The organism is Gammaproteobacteria bacterium (assembly GCA_032250735.1).
GTDB lineage: Bacteria > Pseudomonadota > Gammaproteobacteria > SZUA-152 > SZUA-152 > SZUA-152.
This window is the reverse complement of record JAVVEP010000021.1, coordinates 12,982-31,027: the sequence shown is the minus strand read 5'-3', so window position 1 is coordinate 31,027 and position 18,046 is coordinate 12,982. Positions and strand designations below refer to the sequence as shown.

Below are 18,046 nucleotides of genomic sequence, written 5' to 3'. Positions count from 1 at the left end.
ACATCCCTGCCAGTGACTGGCAGGGATGTTTTTTTTGGCCCAATTTTCGCGAGCCTTTCTTTAAACGCGAACTAGGTGGATTTACAGAAAAAATGCAACCGCGTCACGCAGAACCCAAAAATATTCAGTGATACACGCCAGGGAACAAGGCGCACCAGGCTATGATACGCAATCCACAAACCTTCAAGCATCCCCTTACCTTAATGGAAATTAATCAAGCTGAATCATTAAGATCTTACGATAATTATCTTTATTCACATTTATTTGACTATAAATGGTGACAGGCAGCTTATTCACATACGCATCCCGCAAGGTTGCTGCCATTACGCTGTTCGATACAGGCGAACCAGACTTCAGTTGCAATGAATATACCATCTTAGGATTAGTATCTAGAGATACAAATAATTCCGCATCCGTTAGGTTCTTACCCTCACCCAGCTTCATACCTTCAGTCTGCACTCTGTATAAAGTCACTTTCCCTTTGACAGGAACAGAATGACTGTCTGGCTGATCGATTGACTTGGGAGAATCAGCCAACACCACAGGTGCGACAAACAACATCAGGGTACCTAAAAACAGAACGACTCTTTGAATAGCCACGAGAAATCCCTCCTCTTCATCTGATTAGTGTGATTAGTGGTACAACACTGTTACAGGAATTGAAGCCCACAATGGACACAAAAATAACAATCTCCATGTAACTAATACTAGTGCACAAAACTATATATTCAACAAACCAGATTTGTTCACCATGAATATATAATCAAAAAAGCTAGGTCTTTGGCAGGGTGACTCCAGTCTGTCCCTGGTACTTTCCACCGCGGTCCTTGTAGGAGGTCTCGCACACTTCGTCACCGGTAAAGAACAGCATCTGCGCCACGCCCTCGTTGGCGTAGATCTTGGCCGGCAGGGTGGTGGTGTTGGAAAATTCCAGAGTCACGTGGCCTTCCCATTCCGGCTCCAGCGGCGTGACATTGACAATGATGCCGCAACGCGCATAAGTGGATTTGCCCAGGCAGATAGTGAGCGTGTCGCGCGGGATGCGGAAATATTCCACGGTACGGGCAAGGGCAAACGAGTTCGGCGGGATGATGCAGACGTCGGCCTTCACATCCACAAAACTGTTGTCGTCGAAGTTCTTGGGATCGACCACCGCCGAATTGATATTGGTGAAGATCTTGAATTCGTCGGCGCAACGCACGTCATAACCATAACTGGATGTACCGTAGGAAATGATGCGATTGCCGTCGGCCTCACGCACCTGCCCCGATGCAAAGGGCTCGATCATGCCCTGCTGTTCCGCCATGCGGCGAATCCACTTGTCTGACTTGATACCCACTGCCACTTCCCCCTCAGCTTAAATCGCAGTCGTAGTAGGGTGGACACTGCCCACCGGTTTTAATGCAATGAATTATTAACCGCAAAGGTCGCAAAGTCCCGCAAAGGTTTGTTTTTAAATGCTTCGCGTGCCTTTGCGTTCTTTGCGATTTTTATCTTTATAGAACCTGAATCCGTTTTAGTTATTTTGAATCACAATATTCGGGAACTTGGCGCTGAACTCCCTGGCCTTCAGGGAAAGCTTGGCCGCGACACGACGGGCGATCTCCCGATAGATCTGGGCAATGCGACCATCAGGATCCGCCGCCACCGTCGGCGTACCCGCATCCACTTCCTGGCGAATCTGGATGTCCAGCGGCAGGGCGCCGATGAGGTCCACACCGTATTGTTCGGACATGCTCTGTCCGCCGCCCTGACCGAAGATATGCTCCTCGTGACCACACTTGGAGCAGATATGGATACTCATGTTTTCCACGATGCCCAACACCGTCACATCCACCTTCTCGAACATCTTCAGCGCCTTGCGCGCATCCAGCAGGGCGATGTCCTGCGGCGTGGTGACGATGATCGCGCCGCTCACCGGCACCTTCTGCGCCAGGGTCAGCTGGATGTCGCCGGTACCCGGCGGCAGGTCGATGATCAGATAATCCACGTCAGTCCAGTTGGTGTCATTCAGCAACTGCTCCAGGGCCTGGGTGACCATCGGGCCGCGCCAGATCATCGGAGTTTCCTCTTCGATGAGATAACCGATGGACATGGACTGGATGCCGTGGCCCATCAAGGGCGACAGGGATTTGCCATCAGGGGATTCGGGTTTGTCGGAGACACCCAACATGCGCGGCTGACTGGGGCCATAGATATCGGCATCCAGAATACCGACGGTGGCGCCTTCGGCCTTCAGCGCCAGCGCCAGATTCACCGCCGTGGTGGACTTGCCGACACCGCCCTTGCCCGAGGCGATGGCGATAATGTTCTTCACGCCCTTGATCGGCTTCACGCCCTTTTGCGCGCTGTGCGCCTCCACCTTGGTGGTGACATTAATGATCGCGTCGCTGATGCCGTCGATAGCGGTGATCTGCTCTTTCAGCTTGCTGATCAGGGCGGCCTCATGGCCCTTGGCGGGAAAGCCCAACTGCACATCCACCGTAGCTTTATCCCCCTCGATGGCGATGTTTTTGATACACTTCGCGCTCACCAGATCCAGCTGCAGACAGGGATCAATGTATTGTTTGATAGCGGATTCAACCTGTTCGCGGGTGACGCTGCTCATATAAGAGAACTCCTTGGATTATTCATTGGGTTTCACGACACAGGGACTGACAGCCGGCCGGGCCCGTCACTCTGGCCTGAAAACAGAGACGCGAGTTTACACAATTTATCAGCCTATCGTAATATTACCTTTTGCATAAATAGCCAGTAACTCATAGTACCTACAGGGTTTTCCGGCCTCACGCGACCTCACCCGCCCACATCCCACAGAGCCCCAAAACAGCCATGAGCCTTCCGTCCCACACACAGCCCCGCAAGATTCTCGTCACCAGCGCCCTGCCCTATGCCAATGGCAGTATCCACATGGGCCACATGGTCGAGTACATCCAGACCGATATCTGGGTGCGTTTCCAGAAAATGCGCGGTCACCGCTGCACCTACGTGTGTGCGGACGACGCCCACGGCACGCCCATCATGCTGCGCGCGCAGAACGAGGGCATCACCCCGGAACAGTTGGTGGCCCGCATCGGCGAGGAACACCGCGCCGATTTTGCCGCCTTCGACATCGGCTTCGACAATTATCACAGCACCCACTCGCCGGAAAACCGCGAGCTGGCCGAGATGATCTATGGCCGCCTCAAGGCCAACGGCCACATCAGCACCCACACCATCGAGCAGGCCTACGACCCGGAAAAGGAGATGTTCCTGCCGGATCGCTTCGTGCGCGGCACCTGCCCCAAGTGCGGTGCCGAGGACCAGTACGGTGACAACTGCGAGGCCTGCGGCGCCACCTACGACCCCACCGAGCTGATCAATCCGGTGTCGGCAGTGTCCGGCGCCACGCCGATCCGCAAGGAATCCGAGCACCTGTTTTTCAGACTCGCCGATTTCCAGGAGATGCTCGCCGAGTGGACCCGCGCCGGCCACCTGCAGGCCGAGGTCAGCAACAAGCTGGACGAATGGCTGCAAGGTGAGCTGCGCGAATGGGATATCAGCCGCGACAGCCCCTATTTTGGCTTCGAGATTCCCGGTGCGACCGGCCCTTCCGGTGACAAAAAGTATTTCTACGTGTGGCTGGACGCGCCCATGGGCTATTTCGCCAGTTTCAAGAATCTCTGCGAGCGCCGCGAGGATCTGGACTTTGACGAGTACCTGAGGCCCGACACCACCACCGAGCTCTACCATTTCATCGGCAAGGACATCATCAGCTTCCACGCCCTGTTCTGGCCGGCGGTGCTGGCGGGGGCGAACCTGCGCACCCCCACCGCGGTGTACGCACACGGCTTTCTGACCATCAACGGGCAGAAGATGTCCAAGTCCCGCGGCACCTTTATCAACGCCCGCAACTATCTGGATCACCTCGACCCGGAATACCTGCGCTACTATTTCGCCGCCAAACTCACCAGCCGCATCGACGACCTCGACCTCAACTTCGAGGATTTCATCGCGCGGGTGAACAGCGACCTGGTCGGAAAGGTGGTCAACATCGCCAGCCGTTGCGCCGGTTTCATCAGCAAAAAGTGCGGTGGGAAATTGTCCGCCAACTGCAGCGACCCGGCGCTGTATCAACGCTTCGTCGACGCCGGCGAGACCATCGCCGAGCTGTACGAAAATCGCGAATTCAGTCAGGCCATGCGCGAGATTATGGCTTTAGCGGATCTCGCCAATCAGTACATCGACGAACAAAAACCCTGGGTGCTGGCCAAAGACGAGGCCACCGCCGGGCAGGCGCAGGCCGTGTATTCCATGGGCGTCAACCTGTTCCGCGTGCTGATGACCTACCTCAAACCGGTGCTGCCGGTGATGGCGGCAAAGGTCGAGGCCTTTCTCGATATCGACCTACTGCACTGGAACAGCTGCCGGGAGCCGCTGTGTGACCACACCATCAAAACGTTCCAACCGCTGATGACCCGCGTCGAGCTGGAAAAAATCGACGCGGTGCTGGAAGACGCCAAAAAGGCACTGGCGGCAGAACCGGCTCAGGCCAGTAGTTCGACGACCAGCAAACAGGCGAGAAAAGCCTCTACCAAACCCACTGACAAACCAACCTCAAACGAAGGGCAGACCATGGACCCCATCGCCGACAACCCTGTTGCGCCAATGATTGACTACGACGACTTCGCCAGGATCGACCTGCGCATCGCGCGCATCGTCAAGGCCGAGCACGTCGAGGGCGCCGACAAACTGCTGCAACTGACCCTGGATCTCGGCGGCGAAGCCCGTAACGTCTTCGCGGGCATCAAAAGCGCCTACGCGCCGCAAGACCTCGAAGGCAAACTCACGGTGATGGTCGCCAATCTCGCCCCACGCAAGATGCGCTTCGGCGTCTCCGAAGGCATGGTGCTGGCCGCCGGACCGGGCGGCAAGGATCTGTGGATCCTGGAACCCCATGAAGGGGCGCAGCCGGGAATGCGGGTGAAATAAATACAGAGGAAAGATAAAAGGGTAAAGAGAAAAAGTTTTGGCAGGGTGTACCCTCTGGGGCATAAAGGCATCGCCCACCAAAGGCATTGTAATTATGCGTGAATGGTGGACATTGCTCACCCTACAAAACTGATAGCCGCCATTCCTCGCCCTTTTATCTTTTATCTTGTATCTTTTATCTATGCAAGAATACGCCCTCATCCTCGTCAGCACCGTGCTGGTCAACAACTTCGTGCTGGTGAAGTTTCTTGGCCTGTGCCCGTTCATGGGCGTATCGCGCAAACTGGAAACGGCCACCGGCATGGCGCTGGCGACGACCTTTGTGCTGACCCTGTCCTCGGTCGCCAGTTATCTGGTCAACGAATACCTGCTGGCACCACTGGGCCTGGAATACCTGCGCACGATCACCTTTATTCTGGTGATCGCGGTGGTGGTGCAGTTCACCGAGATGGTGGTGCACAAAACCAGCCCGCTGCTGTATCAGGTGCTGGGTATCTTTTTACCGTTGATCACCACCAACTGTGCGGTACTGGGTGTCGCCCTGCTGAACGTGCAGCAACATCACGGCTTTCTGCAATCCGCCGTTTACGGGTTTGGCGCCTCGGTCGGTTTTTCGCTGGTGCTGATTTTATTTGCCGCCATGCGTGAACGCATCACCGTGGCCGATGTGCCGGAGAGCTTTCGCGGCGCAGCCATCGCACTGATCACCGCCGGCCTGATGTCGATGGCCTTTATGGGCTTTTCCGGGCTGGTCAAAGGTTAATCTATTCCATGTTAGAAGTTAGACACCATGCCAGCGGCGGGCTCCTGCTAGAGGCGGGCCCATGCTAGCGGCAATCATCGCCTTATGCATCCTGGCGGCCATTTTTGGCCTGCTGCTGGGTTATGCCGCCATCCGCTACAAGGTGGAAGGTGATCCGCTGGTGGAAAAGATTGATGCCCTGCTGCCACAGACCCAGTGCGGCCAGTGCACCTATCCCGGCTGCCGTCCCTACGCCGAGGCCATCGCCAGGGGCGAGGCCGATATCAACCAGTGCCCTCCTGGTGGCGAGACCACCATCATTGCCCTGGCGGATCTATTGGGCCGCGATCCCAAACCGCTGAACCCGGAGCACGGCGTTGAGGAAGACATCAAAACCGTGGCCGTGATCGATGAACAGATCTGCATCGGCTGCACCCTGTGCATCCAGGCCTGTCCGGTGGATGCCATCCTGGGCGCCGCCAAACAGATGCACACCGTGATCGCCGCCGAATGCACCGGTTGTGATCTGTGCCTGCCACCCTGTCCGGTGGATTGCATCGAGATGGTGCCGGTGGCCACCGACATCAATCACTGGAAGTGGCCCAAGCCCGACGACACGGTGCCGAAGCAGCCGCAACCGGAAAAGACCCGCTGATGCAACGCCTGTTTCAATTTCACGGTGGTGTTCAACTCAAGGAACACAAGAGGGATGCCACCGCGCAGCCGGTGCAGGCCGCGCGGCTGCCCCGGCAACTGGTGCTGCCCCTGCAACAGCACATCGGCACACCCGCCGAGGCCATCGTGGCGGTAGGCGACAAGGTGCGCAAGGGCCAGCTGATCGCCAAACCCGTCGGCGTGATCAGCGCACCCGTACATGCCTCCAGCTCCGGCACGGTGGTGGCCATTGCCAAGCACGCGGTATCACATCCCTCGCACCTGAGCGCACCCTGCATCATCATCGACACCGATGGCGAGGAACGCTGGACCGAGGACCGACAGCCCGTCGCCGACTACCACCAGCTGCCGCCTGAAGCGATTCGCGCGCGCATTCGCGATGCCGGCATCGTCGGCATGGGTGGCGCGGGCTTTCCCGCCCACGTCAAACTCGATCCTAGCCAGCATGCCGTCGACACACTGATTCTCAACGGTGCCGAATGCGAGCCGTACATTACCTGCGACGAGATGCTGCTGCGTGAACACGCGCTGGAGGTTATCGTCGGCCTGCGCATCATGCGCTATGCGCTGCAGGCCCGGCGCTGCATCATTGGCATAGAGAACAACAAGAAGGCGGCCTTCCTTGCCCTGCGCGAACAGGTGCGCAATACCGGCGCCGATTTCATCGACGTGGTGCAGGTGCCGACTGTGTATCCCACCGGCGGGGAAAAACAGCTGATTCAGGTACTGACCGGCATGGAAGTTCCCTCCGGCGGACTGCCGCTGGACATCGGCGTTGTCTGTCACAACGTCGGCACCGCCTATGCCGTTTACCGTGCCATCGAATTTGGCGAGCCACTTATTTCACGTTATGTAACGGTGGCCGGCAGTGTCGCAAAGGCGCGCAATCTGGATGTGCTGATCGGCACGCCGGTTATCGATCTTATCGAAGAATGCGGCGGCAACCGCAACACACTCAGCCGCGTGATTCTGGGCGGCCCGATGATGGGCGTCGCCTTGCACGACGTAACCGTACCCGTTACCAAAACCACCAACTGCATTCTGGCATTCGCCAAAACCGGCGATGTGCCGCTGGCATCCAAAGGCAGCCAGCCCATGCCCTGCATTCGCTGCGGCAACTGTGCAGAGGCCTGCCCGGTGGACTTGCTGCCGCAACAGCTGTACTGGTATGCGCGCGCCAAGGATTTCGACAAGATACAGGATTACCATCTGTTCGATTGCATCGAGTGCGGCTGCTGTGACTATGTCTGTCCCAGCCAGATTCCGCTGGTGCACTATTTCCGTTATGCGAAAACGGAAATCTGGGCTCAACAGCACGAAAAAGCCCTGGCCAACATCGCCCGCGAACGTCACCAGTTTCGCGAACAACGCCTGGAGCGCGAGAAGCTGGAGAAACAGCAACGTCACCAGCAAAAACGTGCGGCGCTGGATGCCCAGAAGGGCGACGCCGGGAGCAGCGCCGATGCCGCCAAAAAGGCCGCCATCCAGGCGGCGATGGAGCGGGCAAAAAACAAACGCGAGGCCAACACCATCCAACCCAGAAATATCGACAACCTCACGCCCGACCAGCAACGAAAAATCGATGAGGCAAATGCCCGGCGCAAGGCGCTCGAAGCCCGGGCCGATGTCGGCGCCGCACAGGACAGCGAACAATGAATCTGGATACCCCGTCGTCACCGCACATCCATTCGGGTGTTCGCATCAACAGCATGATGCTGCGGGTATGCCTGGCGCTGGTGCCGGCCATCATCGCCTACACCTGGTTTTTTGGCTGGGGACTGTGTATCAACATCCTGCTGGCCGTGGCAACCGCGCTGTGTGCCGAGGCGCTGATGCTGCGGATCCGACAGCGCCCCATCGCACCCTTTCTCACCGACGGCAGCGCCCTGGTCACCGGCCTGCTGCTGGCCTTCTGCATCCCGCCCTTTGCACCATGGTGGATCACCGTGATGGGGGCAGCCTTCGCCATCATCGTCGCCAAGCAATTGTATGGCGGGCTGGGCTACAACCCGTTTAATCCAGCCATGGTCGGTTATGTGATGCTGCTCATATCATTTCCCCTGGAGATGACCCAATGGGTGCCACCGAACATCGTCAACCAACTTGAAATAGGTTTTATTGACACACTCAACATCATCTTTACCGGCAATTTTCCCTATCAGCTGAGCATCGATGCGCTCACCATGGCCACCCCGCTGGACACCATAAAAACCGAGCTGGGCCTCAATGTCACCGTCACCGAAATCATTCGCGGCAATGCCATCTTTGGCGACTTCGGCGGCGTGGGCTGGGAGTGGGTGGGCAACTGGGTGCTGCTGGGCGGCATATGGCTGATCTACAAACACATCATCAGCTGGCACATACCGGTAGCCCTGCTGGGCAGCCTGGTTATAATCTCTTTTTTCTTTTTCATGCTGGACCCGGACGCCTACCCCTCACCCATGTTCCACCTGTTCAGCGGCGCGACCCTGCTGGCGGCCTTTTTTATCGCCACCGATCCGGTCAGCGCCAGCACCACACCCCGCGGGCGCATCTATTACGGCATCGGCATCGGCGTCCTCATCTACGTGATTCGCACCTGGGGCGGTTATCCCGATGGCGTGGCGTTTGCCGTGCTGTTAATGAACATGGCCGCACCCACCATCGACTACTACACGCAGCCGCGGGTCTATGGCCATCCGAAGGCTCATCACACCATCCACCCCTCCCGCCGCGACGATGGAGACAAGCCCTGATGCTGGCCAGACACATGAGCCTCAGCGCCATACTGCTGGGCCTGTTTGCACTGGTGGGCACGGGCGTGGTGGCGGTGATTTTCACCGGCACCGAAGAACGCATTGCCGAGGCCGAGCGCGCCTTTATGTTGCGCAGCCTGCATGAGGTCATCCCCGCGGAACTGCACGACAACGATATCTTCAGCGACATGATCACCGTCAACGCACCCGAGCTGCTGGGCACCACGGCCGACGTACCGGTGTTCCGGGCGCGCAAGGACGGTAAGCCGGTGGCGGTGGCGCTCACCCCGATCGCCCCGGAGGGCTATGTGGGACCGATCAGGTTGCTGGTCGCCATCCGGGTGGATGGCACACTGTTGGGCGTGCGGGTGCTCAGCCACCGCGAGACACCGGGGCTGGGTGATGCCATCGAGGCGAAACGCTCGAACTGGATCCTCGGCTTCAACGGCCACTCGCTGGGCAACCCGGAGAGCAAGGGCTGGCGGGTGCGCCGGGACGGTGGCGAGTTCGACCAGTTCACGGGCGCCACCATCACCCCGCGGGCCGTCGTCAAGGCGGTGCATAACGCGCTAAAATTCTATCAGCAGAACCGGGAACGCCTGTTCCGGCAGACGCCAGCCCAGGCGGAAGCGATCCCCAACGTCGAGTCCATCACCCAGTAACCGCTCAATCAGGCGCTCACCCATTATGAAAAGCGAAAACGCACAGATCATCAACGAAGGCCTGTGGCGCAACAACACCGCACTGGTGCAGTTGCTCGGGCTGTGTCCGCTACTGGCGGTCTCCGGCACCGTGATCAATGCGCTCGGGCTGGGCATCGCCACCACCCTGGTGCTGGCCGGCTCCAACGTCACCGTGTCGCTGATCCGTAACCTGGTGCGCCCGGAATTGCGCATCCCCAGCTTCGTGCTGGTGATCGCGTCATTCGTGACCGCGGTGGAACTGCTAATGCAGGCCTACCTCTACGACCTGTACCTGGTGCTGGGTATCTTCATCCCGCTGATCGTCACCAACTGCGTGATCATCGCCCGCGCCGAATCCTTCGCCTCCAAAAACAACGTCTGGCGCTCGCTGCTCGACGGCCTGGCCATGGGCATCGGCTTCACCGCCGTATTACTGCTGCTCGGCGCCATCCGCGAAATCCTCGGCCACGGCACCCTGCTGGCCCAGGCCGAGCTGATGTTTGGCCCCGGCTCCGAGTGGCTCACCATCACCCTCATCGACGACTACCGCGGCTACCTGCTCGCCATCCTCCCCCCCGGCGCCTTCCTGGCACTGGGGCTACTGATCGCCGTGAAGAATGTCATCGACAAACGCCTGGCGCAGCGCGCGCGACAGACGATACCGGTGCAGATCCAGACCGAACCCGCCTCCTGAGAGTGCTGAGTGCTGAGTGCTGAGTGCCGTAGGAGGCCAGCCCTCTGGCCGATGGGTCGAGGCGGCACGATCGTTGGGAGAGAATCGCCGAGAGGGCTCGGCCCCTACAGTGCCGTAGCGCGCAATAACCGTAGGGCATTGCGCCGTATGACACCCGCCACGGAAAAACAACAGCGTAGCGCGCCTTTTCGGGAGCCTACACCCGCCCCAGCCAACGAGTGACACCAGGGCAACGATTAAAAGACTGCTCTGCCAGGCATTTCCCATCGGTCACTCAACACGATTCTACTTTGGGAGATATTACATTCGGCGCAATGCCCTTCGGTTATTGCGCCGTACGCAACTCCGCACTAAAAAAGCGACCCACGTCACACTTTCCCCCGCCCTCCCTCCCCTCACCCTTCCCGCCGGGACCGGTGGCTTCATATTCCTGACCAGCGGTCGATAAGACGGGCACCAGGTTCTCTTTCCGGGCATAGACTCTAGGCAACAGATTTAGACAACGGATTCAGGCAATAGCAAGAACCGCCCAAAGACAATGAAACGTAGCCTTATCACGCAGCACCACGAGAAAAGATGATGAAACAGCATAGCCAAGCAGGTTTTACCCTCATCGAATTGATGATCACCCTGGTGATCGCCGCCATCGTCCTGACCCAGGGGGTGCCGAGCTTTATGGCCACGGTGCAGAACAACCGCCTGATCACCTACACCAACGATCTGGTCAGCGATATCAACCTGGCCCGTAGCGAGGCTGTCAAACGTGGCAGCCGCGTAGTGCTGTGCCGCACCGCCGACCCCAGCGCCGCAGCGCCCGCATGCGGCGGCACCGCCAACACCTGGAGCACCGGCTGGCTGGTGTTTGCCGATGCCGATGCCGATGGCAGCTTTAACGCCGGCGACACCCTGGTGCGTGTCGGCATGTCCGTCAATACCAGCACCACCATCATCAGCAACGCCGTTGCCAACAGCAATCTCCAGTACAACGGCGATGGCACCACCAATGCGGCCGGCGGCACCGGGGTATTTACCCTCTGCGACAGCCGCGGCGCCGGCAATGGCCGCCAGATCCAGGTCAATGCCATGGGCCGTCCTCAACTGGTGAAAGGCAGCGATGCCAATGTCACCCTGAACTGCACCGCCCCGGCAGCGGTGTAAAGCGGCCGCTACTGACAACGAATACAACGAATGACAACCCACCATTTTATAACGGGAACCCGCATGGTTAATTTAACAACACACCAGCAATCACGCCCCGCCCCACAAGGGCCAGCCTGTCTGCGCCGGCAACGCGGCTTCACCCTGCTGGAGGTGCTCATTTCACTGATCGTGCTGTCCATCGGCCTGCTGGGCCTGGCCGGCCTGCAGATGAACGGCCTGAAAAGCAACAACAGCTCGTATCAACGCACCCAGGCCAGCCTGCTGGCCAATGAGATGATAGACCGCATCCGCGCCAATCGCGCCGGCCTGATGCTCGGATATTACAGCAGCATTTCAGGCACGCCCCCGACCAACCCCAACTGCCTCACCACGGGTTGCACGGTGCAACAGATCGCCGATTACGATGCCTTTTTGTGGGCGGGGGAACTGGCAGACCGCCTGCCGCTGGGCACCGGTACGGTGACCGGCAACGGCGTCAACACCATCTTCACCATTACCGTCAGCTGGGATGACAACCGCAGTGGCAGCGCCGACACCAGTTTCGTCATGAGTACAACACTATGAATATCACCTTGACCACCCCGGCCCGCCGGCAGCAGGGCATGACCCTGGTAGAGATGATGATCGCCATGACCCTCAGCCTGATCCTGCTGGCCGGGGTATTACAGATCTTCATCGGCAACAAACAGACCTACAACGTGCAGGATGCCATGGCCCGCCTGCAGGAGAGCGGCCGCTTTGCCATGCGCTTTATCACCAGGGACCTCCGCATGGCCGGCTTCAACGGCTGCGCCAGCATCAATAGCAGCATTGTCCCCACCAACATGGCCGACGTAGCACCGCACGACGGCGTGGCGGACGCCGTCTCCGGCTTCACCGGCAATGGCCTGCAGGGCTGGGAAACCAGCCAGTTACCGGTCGCCCTGAGCGACACCCAAAATCTGACGGTCGGTACCACGCTTGGCACGGTGCTCGACGGCACCGACGTCATCAGCATCAAACACGCCTCGGACACCGGCGTGCGCCTCACCGGCAACATGACCACGGTCAATGCCAACGTGCAACTGCTCACCGCCACGGTCAACGGCATGTTCTCGGACGGTGACATCCTGATGATCTCCGACTGCGAAAACGCGGACATCTTTGCCGCCAATAATGTTTCCAACGGTGCAGGCACAACCACCATCGCTCATTCCAATGCAGTGAATATCGGCAATTTCCTCGCCACCACCTACGGCACCGACGCCGAGGTCATGCGCATGATCAACACCGCGTATTACGTCGGCAACAACGCCAATGGGGTCCCCTCCCTGTTCCGTCAGGAGATGGGCAACGCCGGGGTACTGGCGCAGCAGGAACTGGTTGAGGGCATCGAGGACATGCAGATCAGCTATGGCGAAGACACCGATGGTGATCGCACCGCCAATGTCTATGTCGACGCCAATGCCGTCACCGATATGACCCAGGTGGTCAGCGTGCGGCTCTCCTTCATTGTACGCAGTATCGAGGACAACGTGGCCACCAGCACCGACGCCACCTATAACGACCGGCGGCTGCGCCGCACCTTTAGCACCACCATCACCATTCGTAATCGCGTGGTATAGACCAGACCCACACCCAAAACACCGGAATTCACTATGAAACGAACAGACACTCACATCGCAAACCACCAACAGGGATCAGCACTTCTGGTTAGCCTCATCATCCTCGTGGTGATGACCCTACTGGGCCTGTCCGGCATGCGCACCTCGGTGATGGAAGAAAAAATGGCCGGCAACATGCGCGACAGCGAACTCGCCTTTCAGGCCGCCGAGGCCGCCCTGCGGGCAGCCGAAAGCCTTATCCAGACCAACGTCATCTCCACCGCAGCCTTTGATGCCAATGGGGCGGATGGTTTTTACAACAACGCCGACAGTCGCATCTGGGAAAGCATCGACTGGACCGACAGCAGCAGCCTGGAATACAGCGCCTTCGATACCGGCGCCGCAGGCATCACTACCCCACCTCGCTATGTGATTCAGCACCTGGCCTCGGTGGGCAGCGCAGCCGACAAACTCAATCTCGGCAACGCCGGTCAGGGTACCGGCGCCGGCACGGTGGAAACCTTCACCATTACCGCGCGCGGCACGGGTGGTTCGGACAGCGCCGTGGTCTATCTGCAATCCACTTTTGGCAAGCGTCTGTAAAACCCTGTTAACCCAGCAAATAACCCAGAAATTTTTTTCATGTCGCCGACATGATTGATGTAACCGGAGACGGATCATGAGTAAACACATTAAGCAGCAAGCCGACCTTCAAAAGCGTGATTTACAAAAACGCGCGCGAATCGCGCTTGCCGTTGTCCTGGGCCTGACTGCCGCCACCACCATGGCGGCCGACCTGAACCTCTCCAACAATGCCCTGGAAGTGGTGACGGCAGTGGAACCCAACATCATGATCGTCACCGACGACTCCGGCAGTATGGACTGGGAGATCATGTCCACGGATTATGCTAACGGCGGCCGCTTTACCGGCACACAGCCCGACGGCTCCAGCCCGGCAGGCTCGGGCAGCGTCAAACACCGTGACGATAATAACGACGGCACCGCGGATTGCGGATTTAACGACGGTTACTCTACCGGTTATCTCTATATCGTCGAGTTCGGCAACAACAACTACAGCGACAGTGGTCTCGATTGCAACACCGCCGATGACGAGGCCTGGCGTATCCGCAACAGCGACTTCAACCCCATGTATTTTGACCCCACCAAGACCTATCTGCCCTGGGAGGGCGTCGATGCCAGTGGCAACAGCTATGCCGATATCGATATCACCAATGCCCCCGACAATCCCTACAGTCCTAACGAGTGGATCGACCTGACCCGGCACAACTCTGATCGAAACGACAGCACTGGCGCACGCTTCACCAGCGACCGTGACGGCGACGGTAACCCTGACGGCTTCCGCTACTACACCTGGACCGACGCCAACAGCAACGGCCTGTTCGATGACGGCGAGGAAACTGAGCACAAAATCCGCGACAAGGACGCCACCACCCAGCAAAACTTTGCCAACTGGTTTGGCTATTACCGCAAACGCGACCTCACCGCCAAGGCGGCCTTCAGCCAGGCCATCACGCCCGCGGATAACGTGCGTATCGGCTATGCGACCATCAACAACAGTGGCAGCGATAACCTGCGTGTTGCCTCCATGAATGTCTCCCCCGCCAGCGGCAACAAAAGGTCGCTGTTCGACAAACTATTCGCCACCACCCCCTCAGGGGGCACACCGCTGCAGATAGCCCTACGCAATACAGGCCGTTATTTTGACTGTGCCGCGTATGATATTTTCGGCTCTACCGCCAGCTCCGCCCCTGGCAGCAGTACTTGCCCGGTTGAGGCCGCGCCGGTCGGCCAGTGCCAGCAGAACTACACCATCCTGATGACCGATGGTTTCTATAATCCAGGAAGCCCCGGTGTCGGCAATGTCGATGACGACGGTGGTGACTTCGCCGGCGGTGCCTTTGAAGACAGCTACGAAAACACCCTGGCCGACATCGCCATGCACTATTACAAAACCGACCTGCATAGCGCCGCAGACAATGTGCCGACCTCGGCCCGGGACATCGCCGGCTACCGCGGGGCGACCAGCCCCTTTGAGACCATGCACCAGCACATGGCCACCTACACGGTCGGCTTTGGCGTGGAAGGCAGCCTCACCGCCAGTCCCTCGGATCCGAATATGACTACCTTTGTCTGGCCCAATCCTGCGGATGGCAATGCCGAAAAGATCGATGATCTGCGTCACGCCGCCTACAACGGGCGTGGTCAGTTCCTCAGCGCCAACGACCCGGTCGCGCTGGCCACCGCGATGGAAAACATCTTCAACGACATCGCGGCCGCAACCGGCACCGCCACTGCGGTCGCCTTCAATACCCAGGAGGTGGAGTCCGGCACCCTGGTATTCCGCGCCTCCTTCAACACCAAGACCAACGAGGGCGATCTGGTGGCCCAGCATGTGAATCCTGATGGCACGGTTAACCCCGCCATTGTCTGGAGTGCGGCCACCCAACTGGATAACAAGACCTCCAGCGATGCCGATACACGCACCATCATCACCTATCAAAACAACGGTGACTCCACCAGTACCGGCGTGCCCTTTCAGTGGGCCAGCCTGAACGCCGCGCAGCAGGCCCTGCTGAATGCCCCGCAGCCGGCCAACGTTCTCGCCGCAACCAACACCTTTGGTGACGAGCGCCTGGAACACCTGCGTGGCCACAGCCAGTATGAAGGCACCAATTACGACAGCGGCGAATTCCGTGAACGTGCGGATGTGGCCGGCAAGCTCGGTGACATCGTGCATTCCACGCCGGTGTTCGTCGGCAAGCCCGAATTCCTGGGCCGCAGCGGTGGCGCCTACCCCAATACCACAGGCAATCTCTATGCCGATTTTGTGAGCGCACGACAGACGCGACCAGAGGTGACCTACACCGGCGCCAATGACGGCATGTTGCACGCCTTCAACACCACGAACGGTTCGGAACTGTTTGCCTATGTGCCGAATATCATGATGAGCAATCTGTCCGATTTAACCGACCCGGACTATGCACACCGCTACTATGTGGATCTCTCCCCCGCCATTAACGATATCTATTTCTCACCGTCCAGCGGCACCAACAGCGGCACCCTGAGCTGGAACACCGTATTGATCGGCGGCCTGGCGGCCGGTGGCAAGGGCTACTACGCGCTCAACGTGACCGACCCCGGCGATCTTGATACCGAGGCGGAGGCCAAGGAAAACGTGCTCTGGGAATTCACCGAGGCGGATGACGGTGGCGTTGGTAGCAGCGATCTCGGTTACAGCTATAGCCAGCCTATCATCGCCATGAGCAATGCCGACGATGGCAGCGGTAACAAGGAATGGGTGGCGATCTTTGGCAACGGCTACAACAGCACCAGCACGGATGGCGATTCCGCCCTGTATATCCTGCGCATCGAGGGGGGCCAGGATGGCGTCTGGACATCCGGCACCGATTTCATCAAGGTCAGCACCGGCTATGGCAGGACCGAAAGCGGCACCGATACACCCAACGGCATCGGCGGCGTGCGCGCCATCGACACCAACGATGATGGTACCGTGGATTATGTCTACGCGGGTGACCTGCAGGGCAACCTGTATCGCTTTGACCTGACCAGCGGCACAGCAAGCGACTGGGCCGGCGCGCCGAAAATCCTTTTCACAGCAAGTTATAGTGGCACCCTTCAACCAATCACCACCAGCCCCATCGTGGTGGCCCACCCGACCACTCCAGGAGAGTTCGTGGTGATCGCCGCCACCGGCAGCTGGATGACCACCGAGGACGCCACCAGCACCGACATCCAGTCCATTTATGGCATCTGGGATGACATGTCAACCAACCCGCTAGTTCTCAGCAGCGCATTACAGGAACAGGTATTCACCAACCACGTCAGCGCGGAACACGGTTTCACGGTACGCACCCTCACCAACAACGATGTGAACCTGGTGACTTCGGGTCCCCCGGCTGACAGGGACAAAGGTTGGTATATCGATCTGGATGTGCCGCCCGCCGTCGGTAGCGGCGTGGAGTTCCCCGGTGAACGCGCCACGCGCAATCTGCAACTGCGCGGCGGCATCCTGTTCGTGAACACCATCATCCCCAAAGACACCGCCGCCTGCAGTGTGGGCGTGGGTGGTTACGAGCTGGCCTTCGACCCCACCACTGGGGGCTCCGGCAGCACGGTGATCTTCGACCTCGATGGCAACAACAACTTCGGTGACGAAGACAATGTCAACGACACCACCGGGGATGCCAATATCGTCACCGGTATTCAGTTTGACGGCGGCACCCCGTCCGACGCCGCCTTCATCGGCAGCCGTCGCATGACCCAGGTGGGTGATGAGATTCGCAGCTTCAACACCAACACCGGCGACTCCCCGAACACCGGCCGCACCTCATGGCGCGAAATCACCCAGTAAACGGGCCAATACAAGGATCACATAAGGACACCATTATGCAGACGATATATCGACAACTACTGGCCACCGTGTTCACCGCCCTGCTATCGATCTCGATGGTCCACGCGGCAGAACCGCCCATGCCCGACAACACCCCCTTAGCACCGGGCTACCCCTTAAGCTTCCCGGCCAGGGGGATTGTGGGACAGGTGAGCTCCACCAGCCTCACGGTCGATGGCACGCGCTACCGCGTTGCGATCAGCGCAATGGTGCATTCCCTGTCGGGAGACCGCGCCTCGCTACTGGATTTACGCAGCGGCAGCGAAATCGGCTTCTCGTTTGAGCGCCAGGCCAATAACCGGCGCACCATCACCGAGATCTGGATCCTGCCCCAGGGCAGCATCAAACCCAGCTAGGTCGTGATATAAAT

At 58.9% G+C, this 18,046-nt stretch carries 16 protein-coding genes; 13 read left to right on the top strand and 3 right to left on the bottom strand.

Annotated features, from left to right (window positions below):
• Positions 1-210: 210 nt before the first annotated feature.
• The 3 genes from RRB22_11780 to apbC all read right to left on the bottom strand — a co-directional run bounded on the left by RRB22_11780 (position 211) and on the right by apbC (position 2,608).
• Positions 211-600: a hypothetical protein gene (locus tag RRB22_11780; protein MDT8385086.1), complete on the bottom strand. Its 390-nt coding sequence runs from the start codon at positions 598-600 to the stop codon at positions 211-213.
• 172 nt (positions 601-772) lie between these two features.
• Entirely contained in the window at positions 773-1,339 is a 567-nt protein-coding gene (dcd, locus tag RRB22_11775) for a dCTP deaminase (protein MDT8385085.1), read from the bottom strand.
• 177 nt (positions 1,340-1,516) lie between these two features.
• On the bottom strand, positions 1,517-2,608 hold the full coding sequence (apbC, locus tag RRB22_11770; protein ID MDT8385084.1) for an iron-sulfur cluster carrier protein ApbC: 1,092 nt from the start codon (positions 2,606-2,608) through the stop codon (positions 1,517-1,519).
• Positions 2,609-2,832: 224 nt separating this feature from the next.
• On the opposite strand from apbC, the gene metG reads away from it, so the two are divergent.
• From metG to RRB22_11705, 13 genes are all read left to right on the top strand, one after another.
• A complete protein-coding gene (metG, locus tag RRB22_11765) occupies positions 2,833-4,971 on the top strand; it encodes a methionine--tRNA ligase (GenBank protein MDT8385083.1) in 2,139 nt (712 codons plus the stop codon).
• A 181-nt stretch (positions 4,972-5,152) separates the two neighbouring features.
• The gene (gene rsxA, locus RRB22_11760) at positions 5,153-5,734 is read left to right on the top strand and encodes an electron transport complex subunit RsxA (protein ID MDT8385082.1); all 582 of its coding nucleotides are present in this window, start codon (positions 5,153-5,155) and stop codon (positions 5,732-5,734) included.
• A 61-nt stretch (positions 5,735-5,795) separates the two neighbouring features.
• Positions 5,796-6,368, top strand: a complete 573-nt coding sequence (rsxB, locus tag RRB22_11755; GenBank protein MDT8385081.1) for an electron transport complex subunit RsxB — start codon at positions 5,796-5,798, stop codon at positions 6,366-6,368.
• Entirely contained in the window at positions 6,368-8,044 is a 1,677-nt protein-coding gene (rsxC, locus tag RRB22_11750) for an electron transport complex subunit RsxC (protein MDT8385080.1), read from the top strand. The genes rsxB and rsxC overlap by 1 nt, the downstream gene beginning before the upstream one ends.
• Positions 8,041-9,123 (top strand): electron transport complex subunit RsxD, encoded by a 1,083-nt coding sequence (gene rsxD, locus RRB22_11745; protein ID MDT8385079.1) that lies wholly within the window; start codon positions 8,041-8,043, stop codon positions 9,121-9,123. The genes rsxC and rsxD overlap by 4 nt, the downstream gene beginning before the upstream one ends.
• Positions 9,123-9,785, top strand: coding sequence for an electron transport complex subunit RsxG (gene rsxG, locus RRB22_11740; protein ID MDT8385078.1), 663 nt, complete (start codon positions 9,123-9,125; stop codon positions 9,783-9,785). Before rsxD ends, rsxG begins: the two co-directional genes overlap by 1 nt.
• 25 nt (positions 9,786-9,810) lie before the next feature.
• Positions 9,811-10,500: an electron transport complex subunit E gene (locus tag RRB22_11735; protein ID MDT8385077.1), complete on the top strand. Its 690-nt coding sequence runs from the start codon at positions 9,811-9,813 to the stop codon at positions 10,498-10,500.
• 576 nt (positions 10,501-11,076) lie between these two features.
• On the top strand, positions 11,077-11,658 hold the full coding sequence (locus RRB22_11730) for a GspH/FimT family pseudopilin (GenBank protein ID MDT8385076.1): 582 nt from the start codon (positions 11,077-11,079) through the stop codon (positions 11,656-11,658).
• A 63-nt stretch (positions 11,659-11,721) separates the two neighbouring features.
• A complete protein-coding gene (pilV, locus tag RRB22_11725) occupies positions 11,722-12,225 on the top strand; it encodes a type IV pilus modification protein PilV (GenBank protein ID MDT8385075.1) in 504 nt (167 codons plus the stop codon).
• A complete protein-coding gene (locus RRB22_11720; protein ID MDT8385074.1) occupies positions 12,222-13,265 on the top strand; it encodes a PilW family protein in 1,044 nt (347 codons plus the stop codon). The genes pilV and RRB22_11720 overlap by 4 nt, the downstream gene beginning before the upstream one ends.
• A gap of 33 nt (positions 13,266-13,298) precedes the next feature.
• Positions 13,299-13,847 carry a PilX N-terminal domain-containing pilus assembly protein gene (locus RRB22_11715; GenBank protein ID MDT8385073.1) on the top strand — a complete coding sequence of 183 codons (549 nt, stop codon included), beginning with the start codon at positions 13,299-13,301 and terminating at the stop codon, positions 13,845-13,847.
• 76 nt (positions 13,848-13,923) lie between these two features.
• The gene (locus RRB22_11710) at positions 13,924-17,637 is read left to right on the top strand and encodes a PilC/PilY family type IV pilus protein (GenBank protein ID MDT8385072.1); all 3,714 of its coding nucleotides are present in this window, start codon (positions 13,924-13,926) and stop codon (positions 17,635-17,637) included.
• Between the two features lie 35 nt (positions 17,638-17,672).
• Positions 17,673-18,032, top strand: a complete 360-nt coding sequence (locus tag RRB22_11705) for a hypothetical protein (protein ID MDT8385071.1) — start codon at positions 17,673-17,675, stop codon at positions 18,030-18,032.
• Positions 18,033-18,046: the final 14 nt, after the last annotated feature.